Here is a 20,001-nt window from a genome sequence, read left to right as displayed (position 1 = left end):
TCAATCAATCAGTTCGCCATCGACGAACGTGGCTTGACCGGCTGGTTGTCGTTGGAAATGGTCACTTCGACGCGGCGGTTCATCGCACGGCCGGAGACGCTGCCGTTATCGGCAACCGGGTATTCCTTGCCGTAGCCCTGGGTCACGATGCGCGAGATATCCACGCCTTGCTGGGCCAGTGCACGCTGCACGGAGGCCGCACGACGCTCGGACAGGCTCTGGTTGTACGAGTCCGAACCGGTGCTGTCGGTGTAGCCTTCGACGATCACTTTACGGTCCGGGTTATCGCGCAGGAACTGCGCCAGCTTGGTGATGTTCACCAGGCCGTTGGGTTTCAGGTCGGACTTGTTGGTCGCAAACAGCACGTCACCGAAGGTCACCAGGGTGCCGCGCTCGGTTTGCTTGGCGTTCAGGCTGTTTTGCAGTTGCTTGATCTGTGCATCGCGGGCTTCCAACAGGGCGCGGGCACGTTCGTCGCCAGCGTTTTTCAGCTTGGCTTCCGATTCGCGCAGCGCGATGGTGTCTTTGGCCACTTCCACGCGCTGGTTGGTCAGGTACGCCAGTTGGTCGACTTTCTTCTGGTCTTCCTTGTTGCGGTAGGCCTTGTCAGCCTTATCCAGCCAATCCTGGGCGTCCTTGGTTTCCAGGGCGGCAACCTTGGTGGCGTTCGGGTTGGACTGCAGGGCCGAGAAGTTGGTCCGTGCGTTTTCCAGGTTCGCGTTCGGCGGGGTGGAGCAGGCCGCCAGGGCAACGCTCATCGCCAACAGGGCAGGGATCATCAGTTGTTTACGCATAGTCGTGTCGTCCTTTCAATTCGATATCAGGTGCGAGGCAGTCAAGGGGTGCGTCTTACTGCTGCTGGATAACAGCCGGACGCATGCCTTCCTTGCGCAACTCGTCAACAGCCTTCTGGGAATCCTTCACCGCCTGTGCAGCCTTGGCCGCCTGGGCTTTGCGCTCGGCAACGCGTGCGTCCCACTCGGCTTGTTCGGCCAGGCGACGGGCTTCGTCGTAGTTTTTGTCGTGCATGGCGATTTCGGCTTGCTTGAGCTTGTCCTGGGCCGACTTCATTTCTACGGCCGCGTACTCGGTGCCGCCGGCGCTGACAGCGCTGTTCACTGCCGATTGGCTCACGGCGTATTGCTCGCTCGGAGGGTTGCCGGCGCAGCCGGCGAGAACGAAGCTGGTACCGATCGCCAGCGTGGCCAGTTTCAGCCCGCGCAGAGGGTTAAACGAGGATTGGGCAGTGCTGGTCTTCATCGTCTTCAACTCCATGGTGTAACTCCTGAAAAACATCAAAATCCATGTCACTGGTCAGCGGTCGCGAGCCCGGCGGCAGAGCGCCGAGCGCCTGTTCAAACGGCTGTTCCAAGTGATGGCTTACTGGCTGTGACCGGAGGCATTTTTCAAAAGTTCAGAAAAGATGGCGATCTGCCTGAAAAGATAACTGACCAGTCGGTCAGCGAAAAAAGATGGAGCTTTCACGGTGCGCAACAGTATGCCGGGCCTGTGGAAGGCCCGGATTACAAGGGGTTTACGGGGGGAGGGGGGGATCTGTCAGTGCTTGTGTTCGTCGGCGGCGCTCGCCAGGTCGTGCAGGTAGCGGCGTGACAATGTCAGAAAGCGCGGGGTAGGGCCGACGTCTTCGTACAGCGGATCGCCCTCTTCGTCAGTGGCGATCACCTGTTGGCCCTTGATATAGGGAAAGCTGGCTTCCAGCTCTTCGAGGGCCGCGCCGATCAATTCGCCGAGCAGTTCTTCGGTGCTGCGCTTGGGGTACATTTCCGCGATGGCCGCCAGTCTGGCCGCTGCTTCCACATCCAGGTGGATCGCGTACTCGGTTTGGGTCAGGCGACCCTTGGCATTCTCTTCCCAATGCTGGGCCAGTTCTCGAATTTTCATGGCAACCTCAATAAAGCCCGCGGTGGTGGGCGGTGATGAGTGACCAGCCGCGCGCATGGATAAACGCGACGACTCAGTAATGAGACTAGCTGTAAACCACAAGGTTTAAAGTCTTGTCATAAACCGACACTGGCGGCACTCTGCAAAGCTTGCGCGTCCCGGATTTCTGGCTGGAGATTGGCTGATGAGTGATATCGATGCACGCTTGCGTGAGGATGTTCACCTGCTGGGTGAACTGTTGGGCAACACCATTCGAGAGCAGTACGGCGATGAGTTCCTCGACAAGATCGAGCAGATCCGCAAGGGCGCCAAAGCCGACCGCCATGGTGCCGGCGATGAGCTGAGCACCCGCCTGAACCAGTTGCAGGAAGATGAGTTGCTGCCGGTGGCGCGGGCGTTCAACCAGTTCCTCAACCTGGCCAATATCGCCGAGCAGTACCAACTGATTCACCGGCGCGATGAGTCGCAACCGGCACCTTTCGAGTCCCGTGTATTGCCCGAGTTGCTCGCCCGCCTGCAACGCGAAGGCCACAGCAACGAATCCCTGGCCCGCCAGCTGGGGCGCCTGGAAATCGAACTGGTCCTCACCGCCCATCCCACCGAAGTGGCGCGCCGCACCCTGATCCAGAAATACGATGCCATCGCCGCACAACTCGCGCTGCAGGATCACCGCGACCTGACCACCGCCGAGCGCGAGCAGATCCGCGAGCGCTTGCAACGCCTGATCGCCGAAGCCTGGCACACCGAGGAAATCCGCCGCACCCGGCCCACGCCCGTGGACGAAGCCAAGTGGGGTTTCGCGGTGATCGAGCATTCACTGTGGCACGCCATCCCCAATTACCTGCGCAAGGCCGATCACGCCCTGCATGCCGCCACCGGCCTGCGCCTGGCGCTGGAGGCGGCGCCGATTCGCTTTGCGTCGTGGATGGGCGGCGACCGTGACGGCAACCCCAACGTCACCGCGACGGTCACCCGCGAAGTGCTGTTGCTGGCGCGTTGGATGGCTGCGGACCTGTACCTGCGCGATATCGATCACCTGGCTTCCGAGCTGTCGATGCAACAAGCCAGCAAGGCACTGCTGGCCAAGGTCGGTGACAGCATCGAACCCTACCGCGCCGTGCTCAAGCAACTGCGCGACCGCCTGCGCGCCACCCGCCAATGGGCCAGCGCATCGTTGAACACGCCGATCCCGGCACCGGCCGATGTGTTGCAGAACAACCGCGACCTGCTGGAGCCGCTGGAGTTGTGTTACCAGTCCCTGCACGAGTGCGGCATGGGCGTGATTGCCGATGGTCCGCTGCTCGATTGCCTGCGCCGTGCGGTGACCTTTGGCTTGTTCCTGGTGCGCCTCGACGTGCGCCAGGATTCCAGTCGCCATACCGCGGCCATGACCGAAATCACCGATTACCTGGGCCTGGGGCGTTACGAGGACTGGAACGAAGACATGCGCATCAGCTTCCTGATGAAGGAACTGGTCAACCGTCGACCGCTGCTGCCGGGCTATTTCAAACCGTCGGCCGACACCGCCGAAGTGCTCAACACCTGTAAGGAAGTGGCCGCGGCCCCGGCGGCGTCGCTCGGCTCCTATGTCATCTCCATGGCCGGCGCCGCGTCGGACGTACTGGCCGTGCAACTGCTGCTTAAAGAGTCGGGCGTACAACGGCCGATGCGCGTGGTGCCGCTGTTTGAAACCCTGGCCGACTTGGATAACGCCGGGCCCGTGATCGAACGACTGTTGCTGTTGCCCGGCTACCGCGCACGGTTGCAGGGCCCGCAGGAAGTGATGATCGGCTATTCGGACTCGGCCAAGGATGCCGGCACCACCGCCGCGGCCTGGGCACAGTACCGCGCTCAGGAACGCCTGGTGGATATTTGCCGCGAGCAGCAGGTGGAACTGCTGTTGTTCCATGGTCGCGGCGGCACCGTCGGCCGTGGCGGCGGCCCGGCCCACGCGGCGATTCTGTCGCAGCCGCCGGGGTCGGTGGCGGGGCGTTTCCGCACCACCGAACAAGGCGAAATGATCCGCTTCAAATTCGGCCTGCCGGATATCGCCGAGCAGAACCTCAACCTTTACCTGGCGGCGGTGTTGGAAGCGACGCTGCTGCCACCGCCGCCACCCGAGCCCGCCTGGCGCCATTTGATGGATGAATTGGCGGCTGACGGTGTCAGTGCCTATCGCGCCGTGGTGCGGGAAAATCCGCAGTTCGTCGAATACTTCCGCCAGTCCACCCCGGAGCAGGAACTGGGGCGCTTGCCCCTGGGCAGTCGCCCGGCTAAGCGCCGTGCCGGTGGCATCGAAAGCTTGCGCGCGATCCCGTGGATCTTCGGCTGGACCCAGACCCGCCTGATGCTGCCGGCCTGGCTCGGCTGGGAAGCCGCGCTGAGCAAGGCCTTGGCCCGGGGCGAAGGCGAGCTGCTGGGGCAGATGCGCGAGCAGTGGCCGTTCTTCCGCACCCGCATCGACATGCTGGAAATGGTGCTGGCCAAGGCCGATGCCGATATTGCCCGCCTGTATGACGAGCGCCTGGTGCAGCCGGACTTGTTGCCATTGGGTGCGCACTTACGCGACCTATTGTCGCAGGCATGCAGCGTGGTGCTTGGCCTGACCGGCCAGTCGCAGCTGCTTGCCCACAGCCCCGACACCCTGGAGTTCATCCGCCTGCGCAATACCTACCTCGACCCCTTGCACCTGTTGCAGGCCGAATTGCTGGCGCGCTCGCGTCGCCAGGAAGCGGCGCAGGACAGCCCTCTGGAACAGGCGCTGCTGGTGTCGGTGGCCGGGATCGCGGCGGGGCTGCGTAACACCGGCTGAGGTTTTTTGCCTGTTCTCAACGGTTTGCAGATAAACCCCATCGACCGCCCGAACCGGGCGGTCGACGTTTATGGGGGCGGGTTGCACCCAGGCACGCCGCACCTATGACGCGTGTAGGGCGCGGGTTTTTCCTACTTTTGGCGGCTTGTGTGGTTTGGGCCCGCTGTGTATCTTGATCAGCCTTTGGCCGTTTGGACGGCCTGGACCCACATTTTTACGAGATTGGCCCCCGCGGCGAATCCGAGCGTCATCTCTATAAAAAATTGAGGAGCACATCGATGCGCGTCATTCTGCTGGGAGCTCCCGGGGCCGGTAAAGGTACTCAGGCAAAGTTCATCACTGAAAAATTCGGCATTCCACAAATCTCCACCGGTGACATGCTGCGCGCTGCGGTAAAAGCAGGCACCGAGCTGGGTATTAAAGCCAAGAGCATCATGGATGCCGGCGGCCTGGTATCCGATGACCTGATCATCGCACTGGTCCAGGACCGTATCGCGCAGCCCGACTGCGCCAACGGCTTCCTCTTCGACGGTTTCCCTCGCACCATTCCCCAGGCTGAAGCCCTGGTGACCGCCGGCGTCGAGCTGGACGCCGTGGTTGAAATCGCCGTTGAAGACGAAGAAATCGTCCAGCGTATCGCCGGTCGTCGTGTCCACGAAGCCTCGGGCCGCGTGTACCACACCGTCTACAACCCGCCGAAAGTGGAAGGCAAGGACGACATCACCGGTGAAGACCTGGTGCAGCGCAAGGACGACACTGAAGAAACCGTGCGCCATCGCCTGTCGGTCTACCACTCCCAGACCAAGCCGCTGGTGGATTTCTACCAGAAGCTGTCCGCTGCCCAGGGCAAGCCGAAGTACAGCCACATCCCTGGCGTCGGCTCGGTCGAAGCGATCACCGCCAAGGTGCTGCAAGCACTGAGCTGATCGAACGACCGGCTTCATGGACAACGGCCCGCTTGCGGGCCGTTGTTGTTTATACTGGCGCACTTTTTTTCAACTTGGACACCGACACCGATGAGCACCCTGCTGGCCCTGGACACTGCGACTGAAGCTTGCTCCGTTGCCCTGCTGCACGATGGCAAGGTCACGAGCCATTACGAAGTGATCCCGCGCCTGCACGCGCAGAAGCTGTTGCCGATGATCAAGCAACTGCTCGAAGACGCGGGCACCACCCTGGCCGCCGTCGATGCCATCGCGTTCGGCCGTGGCCCGGGCGCGTTTACCGGTGTGCGGATCGCCATCGGCGTGGTGCAGGGCCTGGCCTTTGCGCTGGAGCGTCCGGTATTGCCGGTCTCCAACCTTGCAGTGCTGGCACAGCGCGCGCTGCGTGAACACGGCGCACGGCAAGTCGCGGCAGCCATCGATGCGCGCATGGATGAAGTCTACTGGGGCTGCTACCGTGAAACCGCCGGGGAAATGCGCCTGGTCGGCGCGGAAGCCGTGTTGCCGCCGGAATCGGCAGTATTACCGGTTGGTGCCGAGGGCGACTGGTTCGGTGCGGGCACCGGTTGGGGGTATGGCGAACGCATCGGCGTGCATCCGGCAGGGCAGGACGGCGCGATGCTGCCCCACGCCGAAGACCTGCTGACCCTGGCGCGCTTCGCTTTCGAACGTGGCGAGGCCATTGCTGCCGATCAGGCCGCGCCGGTTTACCTGCGGGATAAGGTGGCGCAAACCAAGGCCGAACGCGGGATCGTATGAAGGCAAAAAATGATGGCAATTTGGGCTAGAAAGCCGCCAATCATCAGAAATTGCCCGCGTTTTTAAACCTTTTTCAAATTATGTGTTCTAGTTATCACCAGAGCATTTGCGCGTCATGGAGTGCGCCACTAAAATGCCATCACCGAGACCGAGTTCGCATCGATGCGTATAGACGGCTTTTCCTCACAGTCCTACCCCATCAAGCGTAAGCCGCGTAAGGCAAACGCCACGGTAGACGATTCCGTCGAGGATTCGCCGGACTTCATCGACGTGCAGTCCGAAGCCCAAGGCGCCGCCAGCGCTCGTATCAGCGGTCTTCCCGCGCGCCAGCAAGACATGGTCTTCCCGCGCTCCATGAGCAAAAGCGTCGCCACCGCCCTGGCCAGCTACCTGACCACCGCCGGTTTCGTCGAATGGGATATGGAAGTGCTGGGCCTCGACATCCACATCTGATGCACCTGCCTTACTACATCGGTTGCCCGTCCTGGAGCGAAAACGCCTGGCGTGAGTACCTGTACCCCGCCGATGCCCGCTCCGGCGACTACCTCGCCTTGTATTCCCAAGTCTTCAATGCCGTTGAAGGCAACACCACGTTTTATGCTCGCCCCTCGGCCGCCACTGTGCAGCGCTGGGCCGAGATCATGCCCGAGGGATTTCGCTTCACCGCCAAATTCCCCGGCGATATCAGCCATGGTGGCGACCTGCGTGAGCAGTTGCCGGCGGCGCAAAGCTTCGTCGGCCTGATGAGCCCGTTGGGCGAGCGTGTTTCGCCGCTGTGGCTGCAACTGTCGGCGAGTTTTTCGCCGCAACGCCTGGGCGAGCTGACCGGTTTTATCGACGGGCTGGAACGCCCGTTGGCCGTGGAAGTCCGCCACCCGGAATTCTTCGCCAAGGGCGATGCCGAGCGCATGCTCAATCGTCTGCTGCGTGACCGTGGCGTCGAGCGCGTCTGCCTCGACCCACGCGCGCTGTTCAGTTGCACGTCCACCGCGGCGGCCGTGCTGCATGCTCAATCGAAAAAGCCCAAGGTCCCGCCACGTCCGGCGGCGCTGACCCTGTTTCCCCAGGTGCGTTTTATCGGTCATCCAGAGCTTGAGGCCAACGATCCGTTCCTGATCCCCTGGGTGGAAAAAATCGCCGGCTGGATCGAAGAAGGGCGCACGCCCTACATGTTCCTGCACACTTCCGACAACCGCCTCGCGGCGCAATTGGCCCTGCGCTTCCATGGCCAACTGATGGCGCGCCTGCCCGGCCTGCCGGCGCTGCCGACCTTGCATCGTGAGCCTGCTGTGGAGCAACTGGGGTTACTCTAGGGGACTTTTTCCCGCCAGGAGTCAGTCATGGATGCCCAAGCCCGTCGCGCCGAAACCTTCAAGGCCTTGCATGAACGCGATCGAGCCTTTGTGATGCCCAACCCGTGGGATGCGGGCTCGGCGATCATGCTCGCCAGCCTCGGTTTCGAGGCCCTGGCCACCACCAGCGCGGGCTGTGCCTTCAGCCTGGGGCGGCCGGATGCTGAAGGGGCGTTGTCCCTGGAGGACACGCTGGCCAATGCCGGCATGATTGCCAGGGCGACCACCTTGCCGGTAGCGGCGGACTTGGAAAACGGTTTTAGCGACACCCCCGAAGGCTGTGCCCAGACGATCCTGTGCGCCGCCGCCAGCGGTATCGTCGGGGGTTCCATCGAAGATGCCAGCGGCATTGCGGCTGACCCGATCTATCCCTTCGACCTGTCCGTGCAGCGCGTGGAAGCCGCCGTAGCCGCCGCTCGCAGTCTGCCATTTCCATTCATCCTGACGGCACGCGCGGAGAACCTCCTACACGGTCGCCTGGATTTGCCCGACACCATCCGCCGCCTGCAGGCCTACGCCGAAGCCGGGGCCGACGTGCTCTACGCACCGGGTCTGCGCAGTGCCGAGGATGTGCTGGCGGTGGTCAAGGCCGTCGCCCCAAAGCCGGTGAACGTGTTGATGTCCGGCGGGCTGAAGCTGAGTGTGGCGCAGTTGAGCGAGATGGGCGTCAGGCGTATCAGCGTAGGTTCGGCCATGGCGCTGGCGGCCTACGGCGAGTTTTACCGGGCGGCCCAGGAGGTGTCCGAGCACGGCACATTCACGTTTACCGAGCGCTCGATGCCTTTCAGCACCGCCAATCGGTTCTTCAAGGATTAAGCGGTGGCTGTACCGCTGAGGCTCAGGCGGCCAGGCGCAGGTTGTGGGTGATCAGCGGACGCGCCCAGTAGTAGTCGAAGTCCAGGGCTTTTTGTTGCGCCACCAGCTCTTCTTCAGGGTATGGGGTGGCGGCCGGTGGCAGCAGATCCAGTTCGAACTCGGCAATCGGCAGGTGCAGTGGACGCGGTTCCGGTGCCGGGCCCGGTTCGGGCAACGGTTGGCCGGCGGTCAGCACGATCGGGCGCACCCAACCGCTTTCGAAATTCTGCTGGCGCTGCTGGGCGACGATTTCGTCAGGCGGGAATGGGGTTGCCGGTGGTGGCAGCAGCTCGGTCTCGAACTCGGCTTTCGGCAGGAACAGCGGCTCAGGCGGGGCGATCTCGGTGTCTTTGACGTCGCATTCGCGCTGGGTGAGGATTTGCGACAACAGGTCGGCGCCTTCGCTGGGTTCTACCGCCGGGTCCGCCGGTGCCGACGCCTTGGCGGCCAGGGCGTCCTGGTTTTCACCGAGCTGCTCGGCCAGCGCCCGGGCGAAGAAGTCCTGCCACACATGACTTACGCCGGCCAGCGCTTGAGTATTGCGCAGGCCGTAGTTGTTGTGGGTCGGCAGTACACCGATGGTTAGGGGAAGAATGTCTGACATTTTTCTCGGTCGACGCTCAGCTCTGGCAAAATACCTGACTGTTGTTTTTATCGGCCGCTTTTTGCCGATCCTTAATATTTTTGAGCGTAGCGATTGATGAGCGAACAACCCGCGGCCAGCCGCATCCAGGTCGAGGCCTTGGCCGAAGGTTTCAAGGCCCGCGCCGGGCAGGTGGCCGAACAGCTTGGCTTGCCATTAACGCTGGCCGATGCGGATTTTTCCCTGCAAGTCGGGGAACACGGCCTGCAGTTGCAACAGCTTGGGCCTGATGCACCGGGGCCGGTGCGCGTCGACTTTGTCGAAGGTGGTGCCGCGCACCGGCGTTTATACGGCGGTGGCAGCGGACAGATGATCGCCAAGGCCGTGGGCATTGCCCAAGGTGTGCGTCCGCGGGTGCTGGACGCCACAGCCGGGCTGGGCAAGGACGCGTTTGTCCTCGCTAGCCTGGGTTGCGACATGAGCCTGATCGAGCGCCAGCCATTGATCGGCGCCTTGCTCGAAGACGGCCTGGCACGCGCGGCGGAGGATTTTGACGTGGCGCCGATCGTGGCGCGCATGAAGCTGCTCAAGGGCAACTCCATCGACGTGATGCTCAACTGGCAAGGCGAGCCGCCCCAGGTGATCTACCTCGACCCGATGTTCCCTCATCGTGAGAAAACCGCCTTGGTGAAGAAGGAAATGCGCCTGTTCCGTCCGCTGGTAGGCGATGATCTGGACGCTCCGGCCTTGCTGGCGGCGGCGCTGGCGCTGGCCAGTCATCGCGTGGTGGTCAAGCGCCCGCGCAAGGCGCCATGCATCGAAGGGCCCAAGCCAAGCCATGCGCTGGATGGCAAATCCAGCCGCTATGACATCTACCCCAAGAAGGCGCTCAAGCCCTGATCCTCAAGGTCGGTAGGCCCGCATAAACAACCCCACCACATCCTGCACATGGGCTTCGGCGGCCTCTTCGCTCAACTGCCCGGCGCAGCCATACAGCAAGCAGAAATTCGCGGTGCCCTTGAGCAGGCAGAAGAAGTGCTCGGCCGCCTTGAACGGTTTGTCGATGCTCAGCGCGCCGCTCTGGTCGATTTTGCTCAGCAGGCGTTCCATGCCTTGCAACATGCGCATGGGGCCCGCTTCAAAGAAGATCTGTGAGAGTTTCACGTCCTGATTGCCGGTGGTCATCATCAGGCGATGCAGGTTCACCGACTCCTCGCTGTTGATCAGCCGATGGAACCCCCGCGCGATATTCAACAACACAGTGTCCACCGGCATATCGGGGGGCAGTTCAAAGTACATCACCGGCAGTTGTTCCTCGCACTTTGCCACCACGGCGGCGGTGAATAAGGTCTCTTTGTCGGTGAAGTGGCTATAGACGGTCAGTTTCGACACGCCGGCCTCAAGGGCCACAGCATCCATGCTGGTGCTGGCGTAGCCATTGTTCAGAAACAGGATTTTGGCTGCTTCGAGGATAGCCTGGCGTTTTGCCATGTCCTTGGGACGCCCTGGGCTATTGGTGTGGACAGGATTGTCGGACATTTCCACCTTTAATACTGGACTGGTGAGTTTGGTATTAATAACATACCGGCAAGTATAATTATTCCAAGCTCCATTTGCGAAAGGTCCTTCAGCATGCGCAGCACTTTCCTGCCCCTTGCGTTGCCTCTCAGCCTGGCCCTCCTGTTGGCCGCTTGCGGCCATGAAGATACGGCCAAGACCCCCCTCCGCCCGGCCATGGTGGTGCAGCCGCAGCCCTCGGCGCAGGCGACGGACAGCTATCCAGGCGAAGTACGTGCCCGTTACGAGCCGGATCTGGCCTTTCGCATCGGCGGCAAAGTCAGCAAGCGGTTGGTGGAGGAGGGCGAACGGGTCAAGGCCAACCAGCCGTTGGCGGAACTCGATCCCCAGGATGTGCGCCTGCAATTGGAGGCCACCCGCGCCCAAGTCGCGGCTGCCGAAGCCAACCTGAGATTGGTGCGGGCCGAGCGTGATCGCTACAAAACGCTGATGGACCGTCAACTGGTCAGCCGTTCCCAGTACGACAACGCCGAAAATCTCTACCGATCCGGTGAAGCGCGCCTCAAGCAGATCAAGGCCGAGTTCGACGTGTCCAGCAATCAGGCCGGTTATGCCGTGCTGCGTGCGCCGCAGGACGGCGTGGTCGCCAAGCGTTCGGTGGAAGTCGGCCAAGTGGTGTCCGCCGGCCAGACCGTATTCACCCTGGCCACCGACGGTGAACGTGAAGTGCTGATCAGTCTGCCGGAGCAAGGCTTCGGTCGCTTCAAGATCGGCCAACCGGTCGCGGTTGAGTTGTGGAGCCAGCCGGAGCAACGCTTTGCCGGGCGTATTCGTGAACTGTCGCCCGCCGCCGATCCCAAATCCCGGACCTTCGCCGCGCGCATCGCGTTCACCGGCGGTAAGGTCCCGGCCGAACTGGGCCAGAGCGCCCGCGTATTCATACAGGCCGATGGCGTTATTCCTTTGTCTGTGCCGCTGTCCGCCCTTAGTGCAGAGAACGGTGTGTCGTACGTCTGGCGCGTGCTGCCGGACAATACCCTCAAGCGCACAGTGGTGCGCATCGGCGCGTTCGGCGAAAAGGCCGTACCGGTACTGGAAGGTTTGAATCCCACTGATTGGGTGGTTGCCGCCGGTGTGCATGTGCTCCATGAGGGCCAGCAAGTGCGCCCGGTGGATCGCGCCAACCGTGTAGTGAATCTGGCGGCCAAGGAGTAGTCCCCGATGGGTTTCAATCTTTCCGAATGGGCGTTGCGCAATCGCCAGATCGTACTGTTCCTGATGATCCTGCTGGCAGTGGTTGGCACTTTGTCCTACACCAAGTTGGGGCAAAGCGAAGACCCGCCGTTCACCTTCAAGGCCATGGTGATCAAGACCAACTGGCCCGGGGCCACGGCCCAGGAGGTTTCGCGGCAGGTCACCGAGCGCATCGAGAAAAAACTCATGGAGACCGGCGAGTACGATCGCATCGTGTCCTTCTCGCGGCCCGGCGAATCCCAGGTCACGTTCGTCGCCCGCGACGCCATGCGTTCGGCGCAGATTCCCGACCTGTGGTACCAGGTGCGCAAAAAGGTCGGCGACATTCGCCAGACCTTGCCGCCCGATATACAAGGGCCGTTTTTCAACGATGAATTCGGCACCACCTTTGGCAATATCTACGCCCTGACCGGCGACGGTTTCGACTACGCCGTGCTCAAGGACTACGCCGACCGCATCCAGATCCAACTGCAACGGGTGGCGGATGTCGGCAAGGTCGAGCTGATCGGCCTGCAGGACGAGAAAATCTGGATCGAGCTATCCAACCTCAAACTGGCCACCCTCGGCTTGCCCCTGGCCGCCGTGCAGCAGGCGTTGCAGGAGCAGAACGCGGTGTCCACCGCCGGCTTCTTTGAAACCCCGAGCGAGCGCGTGCAGTTGCGGGTGTCAGGCAATTTCAAGACGGTGGAAGAGATTCGCGCCTTCCCGATCCGCGTCGGCGATCGCACCTTCCGCATCGGCGATGTGGCGCAGATCCACCGTGGCTTCAACGACCCACCCGCGCCGCGCATGCGCTTTATGGGCGAAGACGCCATCGGTCTGGCCGTGGCCATGCGCGACGGCGGCGACATCCTGGTGTTGGGCAAGGCTCTTGAAGGCGAATTCGCACGCTTGCAGAAGAACCTTCCGGCGGGCATGGAACTGCGCAAGGTGTCGGACCAGCCGGCGGCAGTGAAAACCGGCGTCGGAGAATTCGTCCGTGTCTTGGCCGAGGCGCTGGCCATTGTGTTGCTGGTGAGCTTCTTCTCCCTCGGCGTGCGTACCGGCATGGTGGTAGCCCTGGCGATTCCGCTGGTGCTGGCGATGACCTTTGCCAGCATGTATTACCTCGGTATCGGCCTGCACAAGATTTCCCTTGGTGCCCTGGTGCTGGCCCTGGGCTTGCTGGTGGACGATGCGATTATCGCCGTGGAAATGATGGCGATCAAAATGGAACAGGGTTATGACCGGGTTAAAGCCGCAAGTTTCGCCTGGACCAGCACCGCGTTCCCGATGCTTACCGGGACGCTGATCACCGCCGCCGGCTTCCTGCCGATCGCCACCGCGCAGTCGAGCACCGGCGAATACACCCGTTCGATCTTCCAGGTGGTGACCATCGCGTTACTGGCTTCCTGGGTGGCCGCCGTGGTGTTCGTGCCTTACCTGGGGGAAAAACTCCTGCCTGACCTGGCGAAGATTCATGCGGCTAAGCACGGTACGGATGGGCCCGATCCCTACGGCACTCCGTTCTACCAGCGTGTAAGACGTTTGGTGGAGTGGTGTGTACGGCGCCGTAAAACCGTGGTCGTGTTGACCCTGCTGTTGTTCATCGGGTCGGTTGCGTTGTTTCGTTTTGTGCCCCAGCAGTTCTTCCCTGCGTCCGGCCGTCTGGAACTGATGGTCGACCTCAAACTGGCCGAAGGCGCCTCCCTGAGCAACACCGCCGCGCAGGTCAAGCGCCTGGAGGCTTTGCTCAAGGACCATGCTGGCATCGACAACTACGTGGCCTATGTCGGTACCGGTTCGCCGCGTTTCTATCTGCCCCTGGACCAGCAACTGCCGGCGGCCAGCTTTGCCCAATTCGTGGTGTTGGCCAAGACGATCGAGGAGCGTGAAAGCCTGCGCACTTGGCTGATCCAAACCCTCAACGAACAATTCCCGGACCTGCGCTCACGGGTCACGCGCCTGGAAAACGGCCCGCCCGTGGGCTACCCAGTGCAGTTTCGCGTGACGGGCGAGAACATCGGAGAAGTTCGCGCCCTGGCCCGTAAAGTGGCGGCCAGGGTTCGCGAAAATCCCCACGTGGCCAATGTGCACCTGGACTGGGAAGAACCCAGCAAGATCGTCTACCTCAATATCGACCAGGACCGCGCCCGCGCCCTTGGCGTGAGCACCGCCAACCTGTCGAAATTCCTGCAGAGCTCCCTCACCGGTTCCAGCGTCAGCCAATTCCGGGAGGACAACGAGTTGATCGAAATCCTTCTGCGCGGCACCGTCCACGAACGTACTGAATTGTCGCTGCTGCCAAGCCTGGCCGTGCCGACCGACAACGGAAAAAGCGTGGCCCTGGCCCAAATCGCTACCCTTGAATACGGCTTCGAAGAGGGCGTGATCTGGCACCGCAACCGCCTGCCGACCGTGACCATTCGCGCTGATATCTATGGCAAGGAGCAACCGGCGACGCTGGTCCAGCAGATCCTGCCGACCCTTGAAGGTGTGCGCGCCGAACTGCCCGACGGCTACCTGCTGGACGTCGGCGGTACCGTCGAAGACTCCGCGCGCGGGCAGAACTCGGTGAAGGCCGGTGTCCCCTTGTTCATCGTGGTGGTGCTGACGTTGCTGATGCTGCAACTGCGAAGTTTCTCACGCACGGCGATGGTGTTTCTCACCGCACCCCTTGGACTGATCGGCGTGACGCTGTTCCTGCTGGTGTTCCGCCAACCCTTCGGGTTTGTCGCCATGCTCGGCACCATCGCGCTGTCGGGGATGATCATGCGCAACTCGGTGATCCTGGTGGACCAGATCGAACAGGACATCAAGGCCGGACTCGCGCCGTGGCAGGCCATCATCGAAGCCACCGTCCGACGCTTCCGCCCGATTGTGCTGACGGCACTCGCGGCGGTACTGGCGATGATCCCGCTGTCACGCAGTGTGTTCTTCGGGCCGATGGCGGTGGCGATCATGGGGGGATTGATTGTGGCGACGGCATTGACGCTATTGTTCCTGCCAGCACTGTATGCAGCGTGGTTCAAAGTGAGGAAGGATGCTGCGTAAGCATGCTGGTCACTGTTTCAGCCCTGGCTGAGCCCGTTGAAGATCAACCCTGCGACCTCCGTGGCGGTCGGCTGTTTCGCTTTTGCGCCAGGGCGTATGACTACAGTCGGCAAGGAACCATTCTTGTGTGATCGCCACTCAACGTTACCTGATTGGCAGGTACCGGCTTCTGCTTGAGGCAGAGGCTGGAACGATTGGAACGCAAGGAGTTCACCATGATCATCATGCCTATTCTGTTGAATCCTCTTTCGCTGCTTGGCGCCGCGATGAAAAATGGCCAGTCCCATGGCGGCGGGTGCTGCAAACCTGAGCCCGCCAAACCATGTGACGACAAGGCCAATGAGCGGACAATCAATATTGAGGCAAAAATAAAATATTGATCCCCGACTGACTCCTGTACGCAAACGCCCCGAATAATCGGGGCGTTTTTTTTCGTGGCGCGAGGGGGGCGGTGTCTACAGCGCGCCAAACACCTTTTTCGCCAGGCTGGTCGCCGCAGCTGCCGGATTCTTGCGAATCGTCTCTTCCTGCTGCGCGATCATCTTGAACAAACCATCCAGCGCCTGCTCGGTCACGTAGTTTTCGACGTTGGCGCTCTTGGTATCGATCGCGCCAAATGCCGCTGCCTTGCCGGCCAGGGCGTTGTACTGCTGGGCGACGCCGACCTTGTCGGTGGCAGCCTTGACGATGGGCAGGAACTTGGCGCGGATTTCTTCGCGGCTGCTCTTGTTCAGGTACTGGGTGGCCGAGTCCTGGCCGCCGGTAAGGATGCCCTTGGCGTCGGTCACGCTCATGTTTTTCACGGCGTTGACCAGGATCGGCTGGGCCTGGGTCACGGCGGTTTCAGCCGCTTTGTTCATGCTGTCTTCCAGCTGTGTGACCTGGTCACCCATGCCGAACATTTTCAGCTTGTCGGCGACTTTGCCGAGTTTGCCCGGCAGGCCGATTTTCACTTCGGGGTTGTTGCTGAAACCACCGGGTACACCCAGTTGTTTTACGGCGATCTGTGCGCCCTGGGTCAGGGCGTCCTTGAGGCCGCCGCTGGCGTCGCCCTGGGACAGGCTGCCAAGGTCAAGGGCCATGGCGTTGGCACCGAGCAGCAGGCCGGCACACAGGGCAGTGAGGCGAAGGGAGTTGCGGAGCATGGGCGCTTCCTTATGGTCGAAAAATTCAGTGAGCGACAGCGTTGACCCGCAAGCGCAGTGGCTGTGGGTCCTGGCCATTGAGCTGTACCGCGTGCTGTTCGGTGGTCATGAACAGTAGCTTGCCGTCCAGTTCGATGCGAGCAGTCACCGCATAACGGTGGCCCGGCTTGACCTGTGCCGGATCGTAACTCAGGTGAAATGGCAGTGGCACCTGGCCCTTGACCGGGCCTTTCTGCTCGGCGAGTGTCACGGCCGGGGCGTCCATCCGCGACACGTCTTGCAGGCTGACGCTCAAGGTCGCTGTCGCTGGCAGGGCGATGCGTTGCAGGTAGAACACTTCGCCATCGAGGCTGGCCGTGGGCGCAGGGGGCATGGATTGGCAGGCTCCGAGCAGGGCGGTGAGGCCCAGGAGGAGGATCTTTTTCATGGTGCAGCTCCTTTTCAACGGTGCCGGCGTCCAACCGGCACCTCGTTAAATCTAGCGGTTTTCTTCGGGTTTGACGGCTGCAGGTTCGTCCGACGCCTCGGCCGCACCGTCCACGCGATGCAAGGCCACCTGGCGAATCGACAGGCGAATTTCGGCCGGCAACACGCGCTTGGCTGCGCCCTCGGCCAGTTCGCCGAGCAGGTCGTGATAACTCAACTTGCCGGCTTCATCGCGGCGCAGCACATCTTGCTCCAGCAAGGTCTGGATGAAATGTCGGAAAAGACTCTTGTCGAAGAATTCCGGGGCGTTGAGGCCATGCAGGATCGACAGGCGCTGGGCCATGGTCGTGCACAGGTCTTCCAACTCTTCGGCGCTGATGGTGTTCCGGCCACTGTTGAGCAGCAGCGAGATCGCCATGTAGAAGCGTTGCAGGGTCTGGGCGATGCTTTTGGACAGCAGCGTCAGCAGCACGAAGTGCCGCGAACTCGGGGCCGGGCGCAGGTACACGTCGTTTTCCAGGCGCAGCAGGCCCTGCTCGACGAAGGCCTCCAGCCACTGGTCGATCACCGTGTCCAGCTCTTCCAGCGACCAGCGGATAAACAGCTCCGATTGCAGGTACGGGTACAGGGCACGGGTGTAGCGCAGGATCTGCTCGCGGCTCATCCGCGAACTGCTCTGGAAGAAGCTCGCCAGCAGCGCCGGCAGGGCGAAGATATGCAGCACGTTGTTGCGGTAGTAGGTCATCAGGACGGCGTTCTGCTCGTCCAGGTACAGAATCTTGCCGAGGGCGTCGCTCTGTTCCGACAGCAGGTGCATGTCCTTGACGTGCTTGATCAGCGCCATGCCATCGCCTTCGGGCAAGGTGGTGTGGGGCGAATAAGGCACGCGGCGCAGCAGCGCCAGGTACAGGTCCAACTGGCGGGCCATGGCCTGTTCGTCCAGGGCCAGGCGTGTGGTGGACAGCAGCGCCAGGGCCACCAGGTTGACCGGGTTGACCGCCGCCGCTTCGTTCAAGTGCCGCGCCACCTGTTCGCCGAGACGATGGGTGGTTGCGTTGAGCCAGGCCGGTTTGTAGTTCGGGCCCAGCTCCTGGGCGCGCCAATCCGGTTGCTCGACGTCGAGGAATTCCGCCAGTTTGATCGGTTCGCCGAAGTTGACCGCGACCTGGCCAAAACGCTGCTTGAGCGCACCGATCACTTTGAAAATATCGAAGATCGACTCTTTCTTCTTGCTCGCGCCACGCAACTCACCGAGGTAGGTGCGGCCTTCGAGCACACGCTCATAGCCGATATACACCGGTACGAACACAATCGGCATGCGCGAGGAACGCAGGAAGCTGCGCAAGGTAATCGCCAGCATCCCGGTTTTGGGCTGCAGCATGCGCCCGGTGCGCGAACGTCCGCCTTCGACGAAGTACTCCACCGGGAAGCCTTTGGTGAACAGCGTGTGCAGGTATTCGTTGAACACCGAGGTGTACAGCGGGTTGCCCTTGAAGGTGCGCCGCATGAAAAACGCACCGCCACGGCGCAGCAGGCTACCGATCACCGGCATGTTCAGGTTGATCCCGGCGGCGATGTGCGGCGGGGTCAGGCCGTTCTTGAACAGCAGGTACGACAGCAGCAGGTAGTCGATGTGGCTGCGGTGGCAGGGTACGTAGATCACCTCGTAACCCTGGGCAACCTTTTGCACGCCCTCGATGTTGTTGACCTTGATGCCGTCGTAGATCTTGTTCCAGAACCAGCTGAGCACCACTTCCAGGAAGCGGATCGCGGTGTAGGTGTAGTCCGAGGCGATCTCGTTGCCGTAGCGCAGGGCCTGGGCCTTGGCTTTTTCCGGGCTGATCTTTTCTCGCTCGGCTTCGTCGGCAATCGCCTGGCGTACCAGCGGCATATTCACCAAGCCCTTCACCAGATTGCGGCGGTGGGACAGATCGGGGCCGATCACCGCGGTCTTCAGGTTACGAAAGTGCACGCGCAGGATGCGTTGGGCCATGCGCACGGTGCGTTCGTGACCTTTATTGTGCTCGATCAATTCACGCAGGTTGATGGGCGCGGAGAATTGCACTCGGGTCTTGCGACCGAGGATCAGGATGCTCAGCAAGCGGCGCAGACGCCCGGTGACTGCCCAGCTGTCGGCAAACAGCAGTTTCCAGGGGCTGGACTCGCTATCGGGTGACTGCCCCCAGAACACGCTGACCGGAATGATTTGTGCATTCTCTTCGGCGTGCTCGGTCAGGGTATTGACCAGGCGGGTCAGGGTCGGCGGCGCGCCGCGCTTGTCCTGGCGGCCGAGCCAGTCCGGTTCCGGTGTGAGGTAGAAGAACGCCGCGGGTTCCATCAGCGGGCCGACCGATACCGGCAGCACCGGGCGTGGCAGGCCGGCCTTGGTGCACTCGGTATCGACCACGGCCAATTCGCTGAGGGAGGGCGATTGCAGGACGTAGAACACCGGCCGGCTGCGGTCCAGGTTGAGGGTTAGGGACGACTGGTTGATCGTTTCCGAGCGAACCCAGAGGTACAACAGTCGGCGCAGGGTGCCAAACACCAGACGGCGGAACGGGGAGCGGGTCATAGGCGAGCTGCTTCAAGTGGAAAAAACCGAGCAGGCGCTCGGGCGAGTAGTGTGCCGTATTCGCCGAAAATCGGCAAAAAAGCAGCGATGTAAACTTGAGTTGATCGTTTTTGAGCCTGTCATATACTCGGCAGTTCAACGCGACCGACTCAACAATAACAATCATGTGGGAGTGAACAGATGGCAACGCGCGAAACCGGTAGTGTGAAGTGGTTCAACGACGCCAAGGGCTACGGCTTTATCCAGCGTGAAGACGGCAAGGATGTGTTTGTGCACTACCGTGCCATTCGCGGTGAAGGCCATCGTTCCCTGGCCGAGGGCCAGCAGGTGGAATACGCCGTGGTGAGCGGCGAGAAGGGCTTGCAGGCAGAGGATGTGGTGGGCCTCTGAGACCACCGCTGAATCAATGTGGGAGGGAGCAAGCCTCCTCCCACATTTTGATCGGGGTCACCCATTCGGATCAGGCGGTTTTCCAGGTGATCTGTTCTTCGCCATCGGCGCTGATGCGAATCCAGGTGTCGGCGTTTTCCTCGCCTTCTTCCTCGATCCAGCTCCCTGGCGCGCAGCGCACTTCGACATTCAGCGCGGCAAACGCAGCGCGGGCGCAGGCGATGTCGTCTTCCCACGGCGTCTGGTCACTTTCCAGATACAGGCTGTTCCACTTGCCTACCGCTTTCGGCAGCCAGGTGACGGGCACATTGCCGGCCTTGCACTTGTAGGTCTGGCCCTTCTGGACCCAGTCGGTGCACGGACCCAGCGCGGCGCCGAGCCACGCGGCGATGGCCTTGTAGTCGACGTCGGCGTCCTTCAGGTAAATCTCGATATCAGGTTGGCGCATGGATGTTC

General features: G+C 61.8%; 20 protein-coding genes. 11 read left to right on the top strand and 9 right to left on the bottom strand.

All coding sequences use genetic code 11. From position 1 onward, the window contains the following. Positions 1-8: 8 nt before the first annotated feature. The 3 genes from BLR63_RS15755 to BLR63_RS15745 all read right to left on the bottom strand — a co-directional run bounded on the left by BLR63_RS15755 (position 9) and on the right by BLR63_RS15745 (position 1,902). Positions 9-794: an OmpA family protein gene (locus BLR63_RS15755; RefSeq protein ID WP_010563488.1), complete on the bottom strand. Its 786-nt coding sequence runs from the start codon at positions 792-794 to the stop codon at positions 9-11. Positions 795-849: 55 nt separating this feature from the next. Next, positions 850-1,275: a DUF4398 domain-containing protein gene (locus tag BLR63_RS15750; protein ID WP_010563489.1), complete on the bottom strand. Its 426-nt coding sequence runs from the start codon at positions 1,273-1,275 to the stop codon at positions 850-852. 282 nt (positions 1,276-1,557) lie between these two features. Continuing rightward, positions 1,558-1,902, bottom strand: a complete 345-nt coding sequence (locus tag BLR63_RS15745; RefSeq protein ID WP_010563490.1) for a hypothetical protein — start codon at positions 1,900-1,902, stop codon at positions 1,558-1,560. Between the two features lie 184 nt (positions 1,903-2,086). On the opposite strand from BLR63_RS15745, the gene ppc reads away from it, so the two are divergent. The 6 genes from ppc to BLR63_RS15715 all read left to right on the top strand — a co-directional run bounded on the left by ppc (position 2,087) and on the right by BLR63_RS15715 (position 8,585). Next, positions 2,087-4,714, top strand: coding sequence for a phosphoenolpyruvate carboxylase (gene ppc, locus BLR63_RS15740; protein WP_010563491.1), 2,628 nt, complete (start codon positions 2,087-2,089; stop codon positions 4,712-4,714). Between the two features lie 278 nt (positions 4,715-4,992). After that, on the top strand, positions 4,993-5,640 hold the full coding sequence (gene adk / locus BLR63_RS15735; protein WP_010563492.1) for an adenylate kinase: 648 nt from the start codon (positions 4,993-4,995) through the stop codon (positions 5,638-5,640). Positions 5,641-5,730: 90 nt separating this feature from the next. After that, positions 5,731-6,417, top strand: coding sequence for a tRNA (adenosine(37)-N6)-threonylcarbamoyltransferase complex dimerization subunit type 1 TsaB (gene tsaB / locus BLR63_RS15730; protein WP_010563493.1), 687 nt, complete (start codon positions 5,731-5,733; stop codon positions 6,415-6,417). A gap of 162 nt (positions 6,418-6,579) precedes the next feature. After that, positions 6,580-6,870, top strand: a complete 291-nt coding sequence (locus tag BLR63_RS15725; RefSeq protein WP_010563494.1) for a hypothetical protein — start codon at positions 6,580-6,582, stop codon at positions 6,868-6,870. After that, on the top strand, positions 6,870-7,730 hold the full coding sequence (locus tag BLR63_RS15720; protein WP_010563495.1) for a DUF72 domain-containing protein: 861 nt from the start codon (positions 6,870-6,872) through the stop codon (positions 7,728-7,730). The genes BLR63_RS15725 and BLR63_RS15720 overlap by 1 nt, the downstream gene beginning before the upstream one ends. 27 nt (positions 7,731-7,757) lie before the next feature. Continuing rightward, entirely contained in the window at positions 7,758-8,585 is an 828-nt protein-coding gene (locus BLR63_RS15715; protein ID WP_010563496.1) for an isocitrate lyase/PEP mutase family protein, read from the top strand. 22 nt (positions 8,586-8,607) lie between these two features. Here BLR63_RS15715 and BLR63_RS15710 read toward each other — a convergent pair whose 3' ends face one another. After that, positions 8,608-9,228 carry a hypothetical protein gene (locus BLR63_RS15710; RefSeq protein ID WP_042946517.1) on the bottom strand — a complete coding sequence of 207 codons (621 nt, stop codon included), beginning with the start codon at positions 9,226-9,228 and terminating at the stop codon, positions 8,608-8,610. Positions 9,229-9,324: 96 nt separating this feature from the next. Between BLR63_RS15710 and BLR63_RS15705 the strand changes: the two genes are divergently transcribed. Then, positions 9,325-10,107, top strand: a complete 783-nt coding sequence (locus tag BLR63_RS15705; RefSeq protein WP_010563497.1) for a class I SAM-dependent methyltransferase — start codon at positions 9,325-9,327, stop codon at positions 10,105-10,107. Between the two features lie 3 nt (positions 10,108-10,110). Here the strand turns inward: BLR63_RS15705 and BLR63_RS15700 are convergent, their stop codons facing one another. Continuing rightward, positions 10,111-10,746 (bottom strand): TetR/AcrR family transcriptional regulator, encoded by a 636-nt coding sequence (locus BLR63_RS15700; protein ID WP_042946518.1) that lies wholly within the window; start codon positions 10,744-10,746, stop codon positions 10,111-10,113. Positions 10,747-10,839: 93 nt separating this feature from the next. Here BLR63_RS15700 and BLR63_RS15695 point away from each other — a divergent pair, with 93 nt between their 5' ends. The 3 genes from BLR63_RS15695 to BLR63_RS31215 all read left to right on the top strand — a co-directional run bounded on the left by BLR63_RS15695 (position 10,840) and on the right by BLR63_RS31215 (position 15,392). Beyond that, positions 10,840-11,940 (top strand): efflux RND transporter periplasmic adaptor subunit, encoded by a 1,101-nt coding sequence (locus BLR63_RS15695; RefSeq protein ID WP_010563499.1) that lies wholly within the window; start codon positions 10,840-10,842, stop codon positions 11,938-11,940. Between the two features lie 6 nt (positions 11,941-11,946). After that, the gene (locus tag BLR63_RS15690) at positions 11,947-15,012 is read left to right on the top strand and encodes an efflux RND transporter permease subunit (protein WP_010563500.1); all 3,066 of its coding nucleotides are present in this window, start codon (positions 11,947-11,949) and stop codon (positions 15,010-15,012) included. 215 nt (positions 15,013-15,227) lie between these two features. Then, positions 15,228-15,392: a hypothetical protein gene (locus tag BLR63_RS31215; RefSeq protein ID WP_156791904.1), complete on the top strand. Its 165-nt coding sequence runs from the start codon at positions 15,228-15,230 to the stop codon at positions 15,390-15,392. Positions 15,393-15,467: 75 nt separating this feature from the next. Here BLR63_RS31215 and BLR63_RS15685 read toward each other — a convergent pair whose 3' ends face one another. The 3 genes from BLR63_RS15685 to plsB are packed head-to-tail and all read right to left on the bottom strand — an operon-like array spanning position 15,468 to position 19,155. After that, a complete protein-coding gene (locus BLR63_RS15685) occupies positions 15,468-16,157 on the bottom strand; it encodes a DUF4197 domain-containing protein (protein ID WP_010563501.1) in 690 nt (229 codons plus the stop codon). Positions 16,158-16,182: 25 nt separating this feature from the next. Continuing rightward, positions 16,183-16,584: a YbaY family lipoprotein gene (locus BLR63_RS15680; protein WP_010563502.1), complete on the bottom strand. Its 402-nt coding sequence runs from the start codon at positions 16,582-16,584 to the stop codon at positions 16,183-16,185. Between the two features lie 51 nt (positions 16,585-16,635). Then, positions 16,636-19,155, bottom strand: a complete 2,520-nt coding sequence (gene plsB, locus BLR63_RS15675) for a glycerol-3-phosphate 1-O-acyltransferase PlsB (protein WP_010563503.1) — start codon at positions 19,153-19,155, stop codon at positions 16,636-16,638. Positions 19,156-19,335: 180 nt separating this feature from the next. Between plsB and BLR63_RS15670 the strand changes: the two genes are divergently transcribed. Then, entirely contained in the window at positions 19,336-19,545 is a 210-nt protein-coding gene (locus tag BLR63_RS15670; protein WP_010563504.1) for a cold shock domain-containing protein, read from the top strand. Between the two features lie 70 nt (positions 19,546-19,615). On the opposite strand, the gene BLR63_RS15665 is transcribed toward BLR63_RS15670, so the two are convergent. After that, entirely contained in the window at positions 19,616-19,993 is a 378-nt protein-coding gene (locus tag BLR63_RS15665; protein WP_010563505.1) for a hypothetical protein, read from the bottom strand. Between the last annotated feature and the right edge of the window lie 8 nt (positions 19,994-20,001).

Source organism: Pseudomonas extremaustralis (assembly GCF_900102035.1).
GTDB lineage: Bacteria > Pseudomonadota > Gammaproteobacteria > Pseudomonadales > Pseudomonadaceae > Aquipseudomonas > Aquipseudomonas extremaustralis.
Note: the sequence above shows the minus strand (reverse complement) of the source record. Positions and strands in the feature narration are given on the sequence as shown.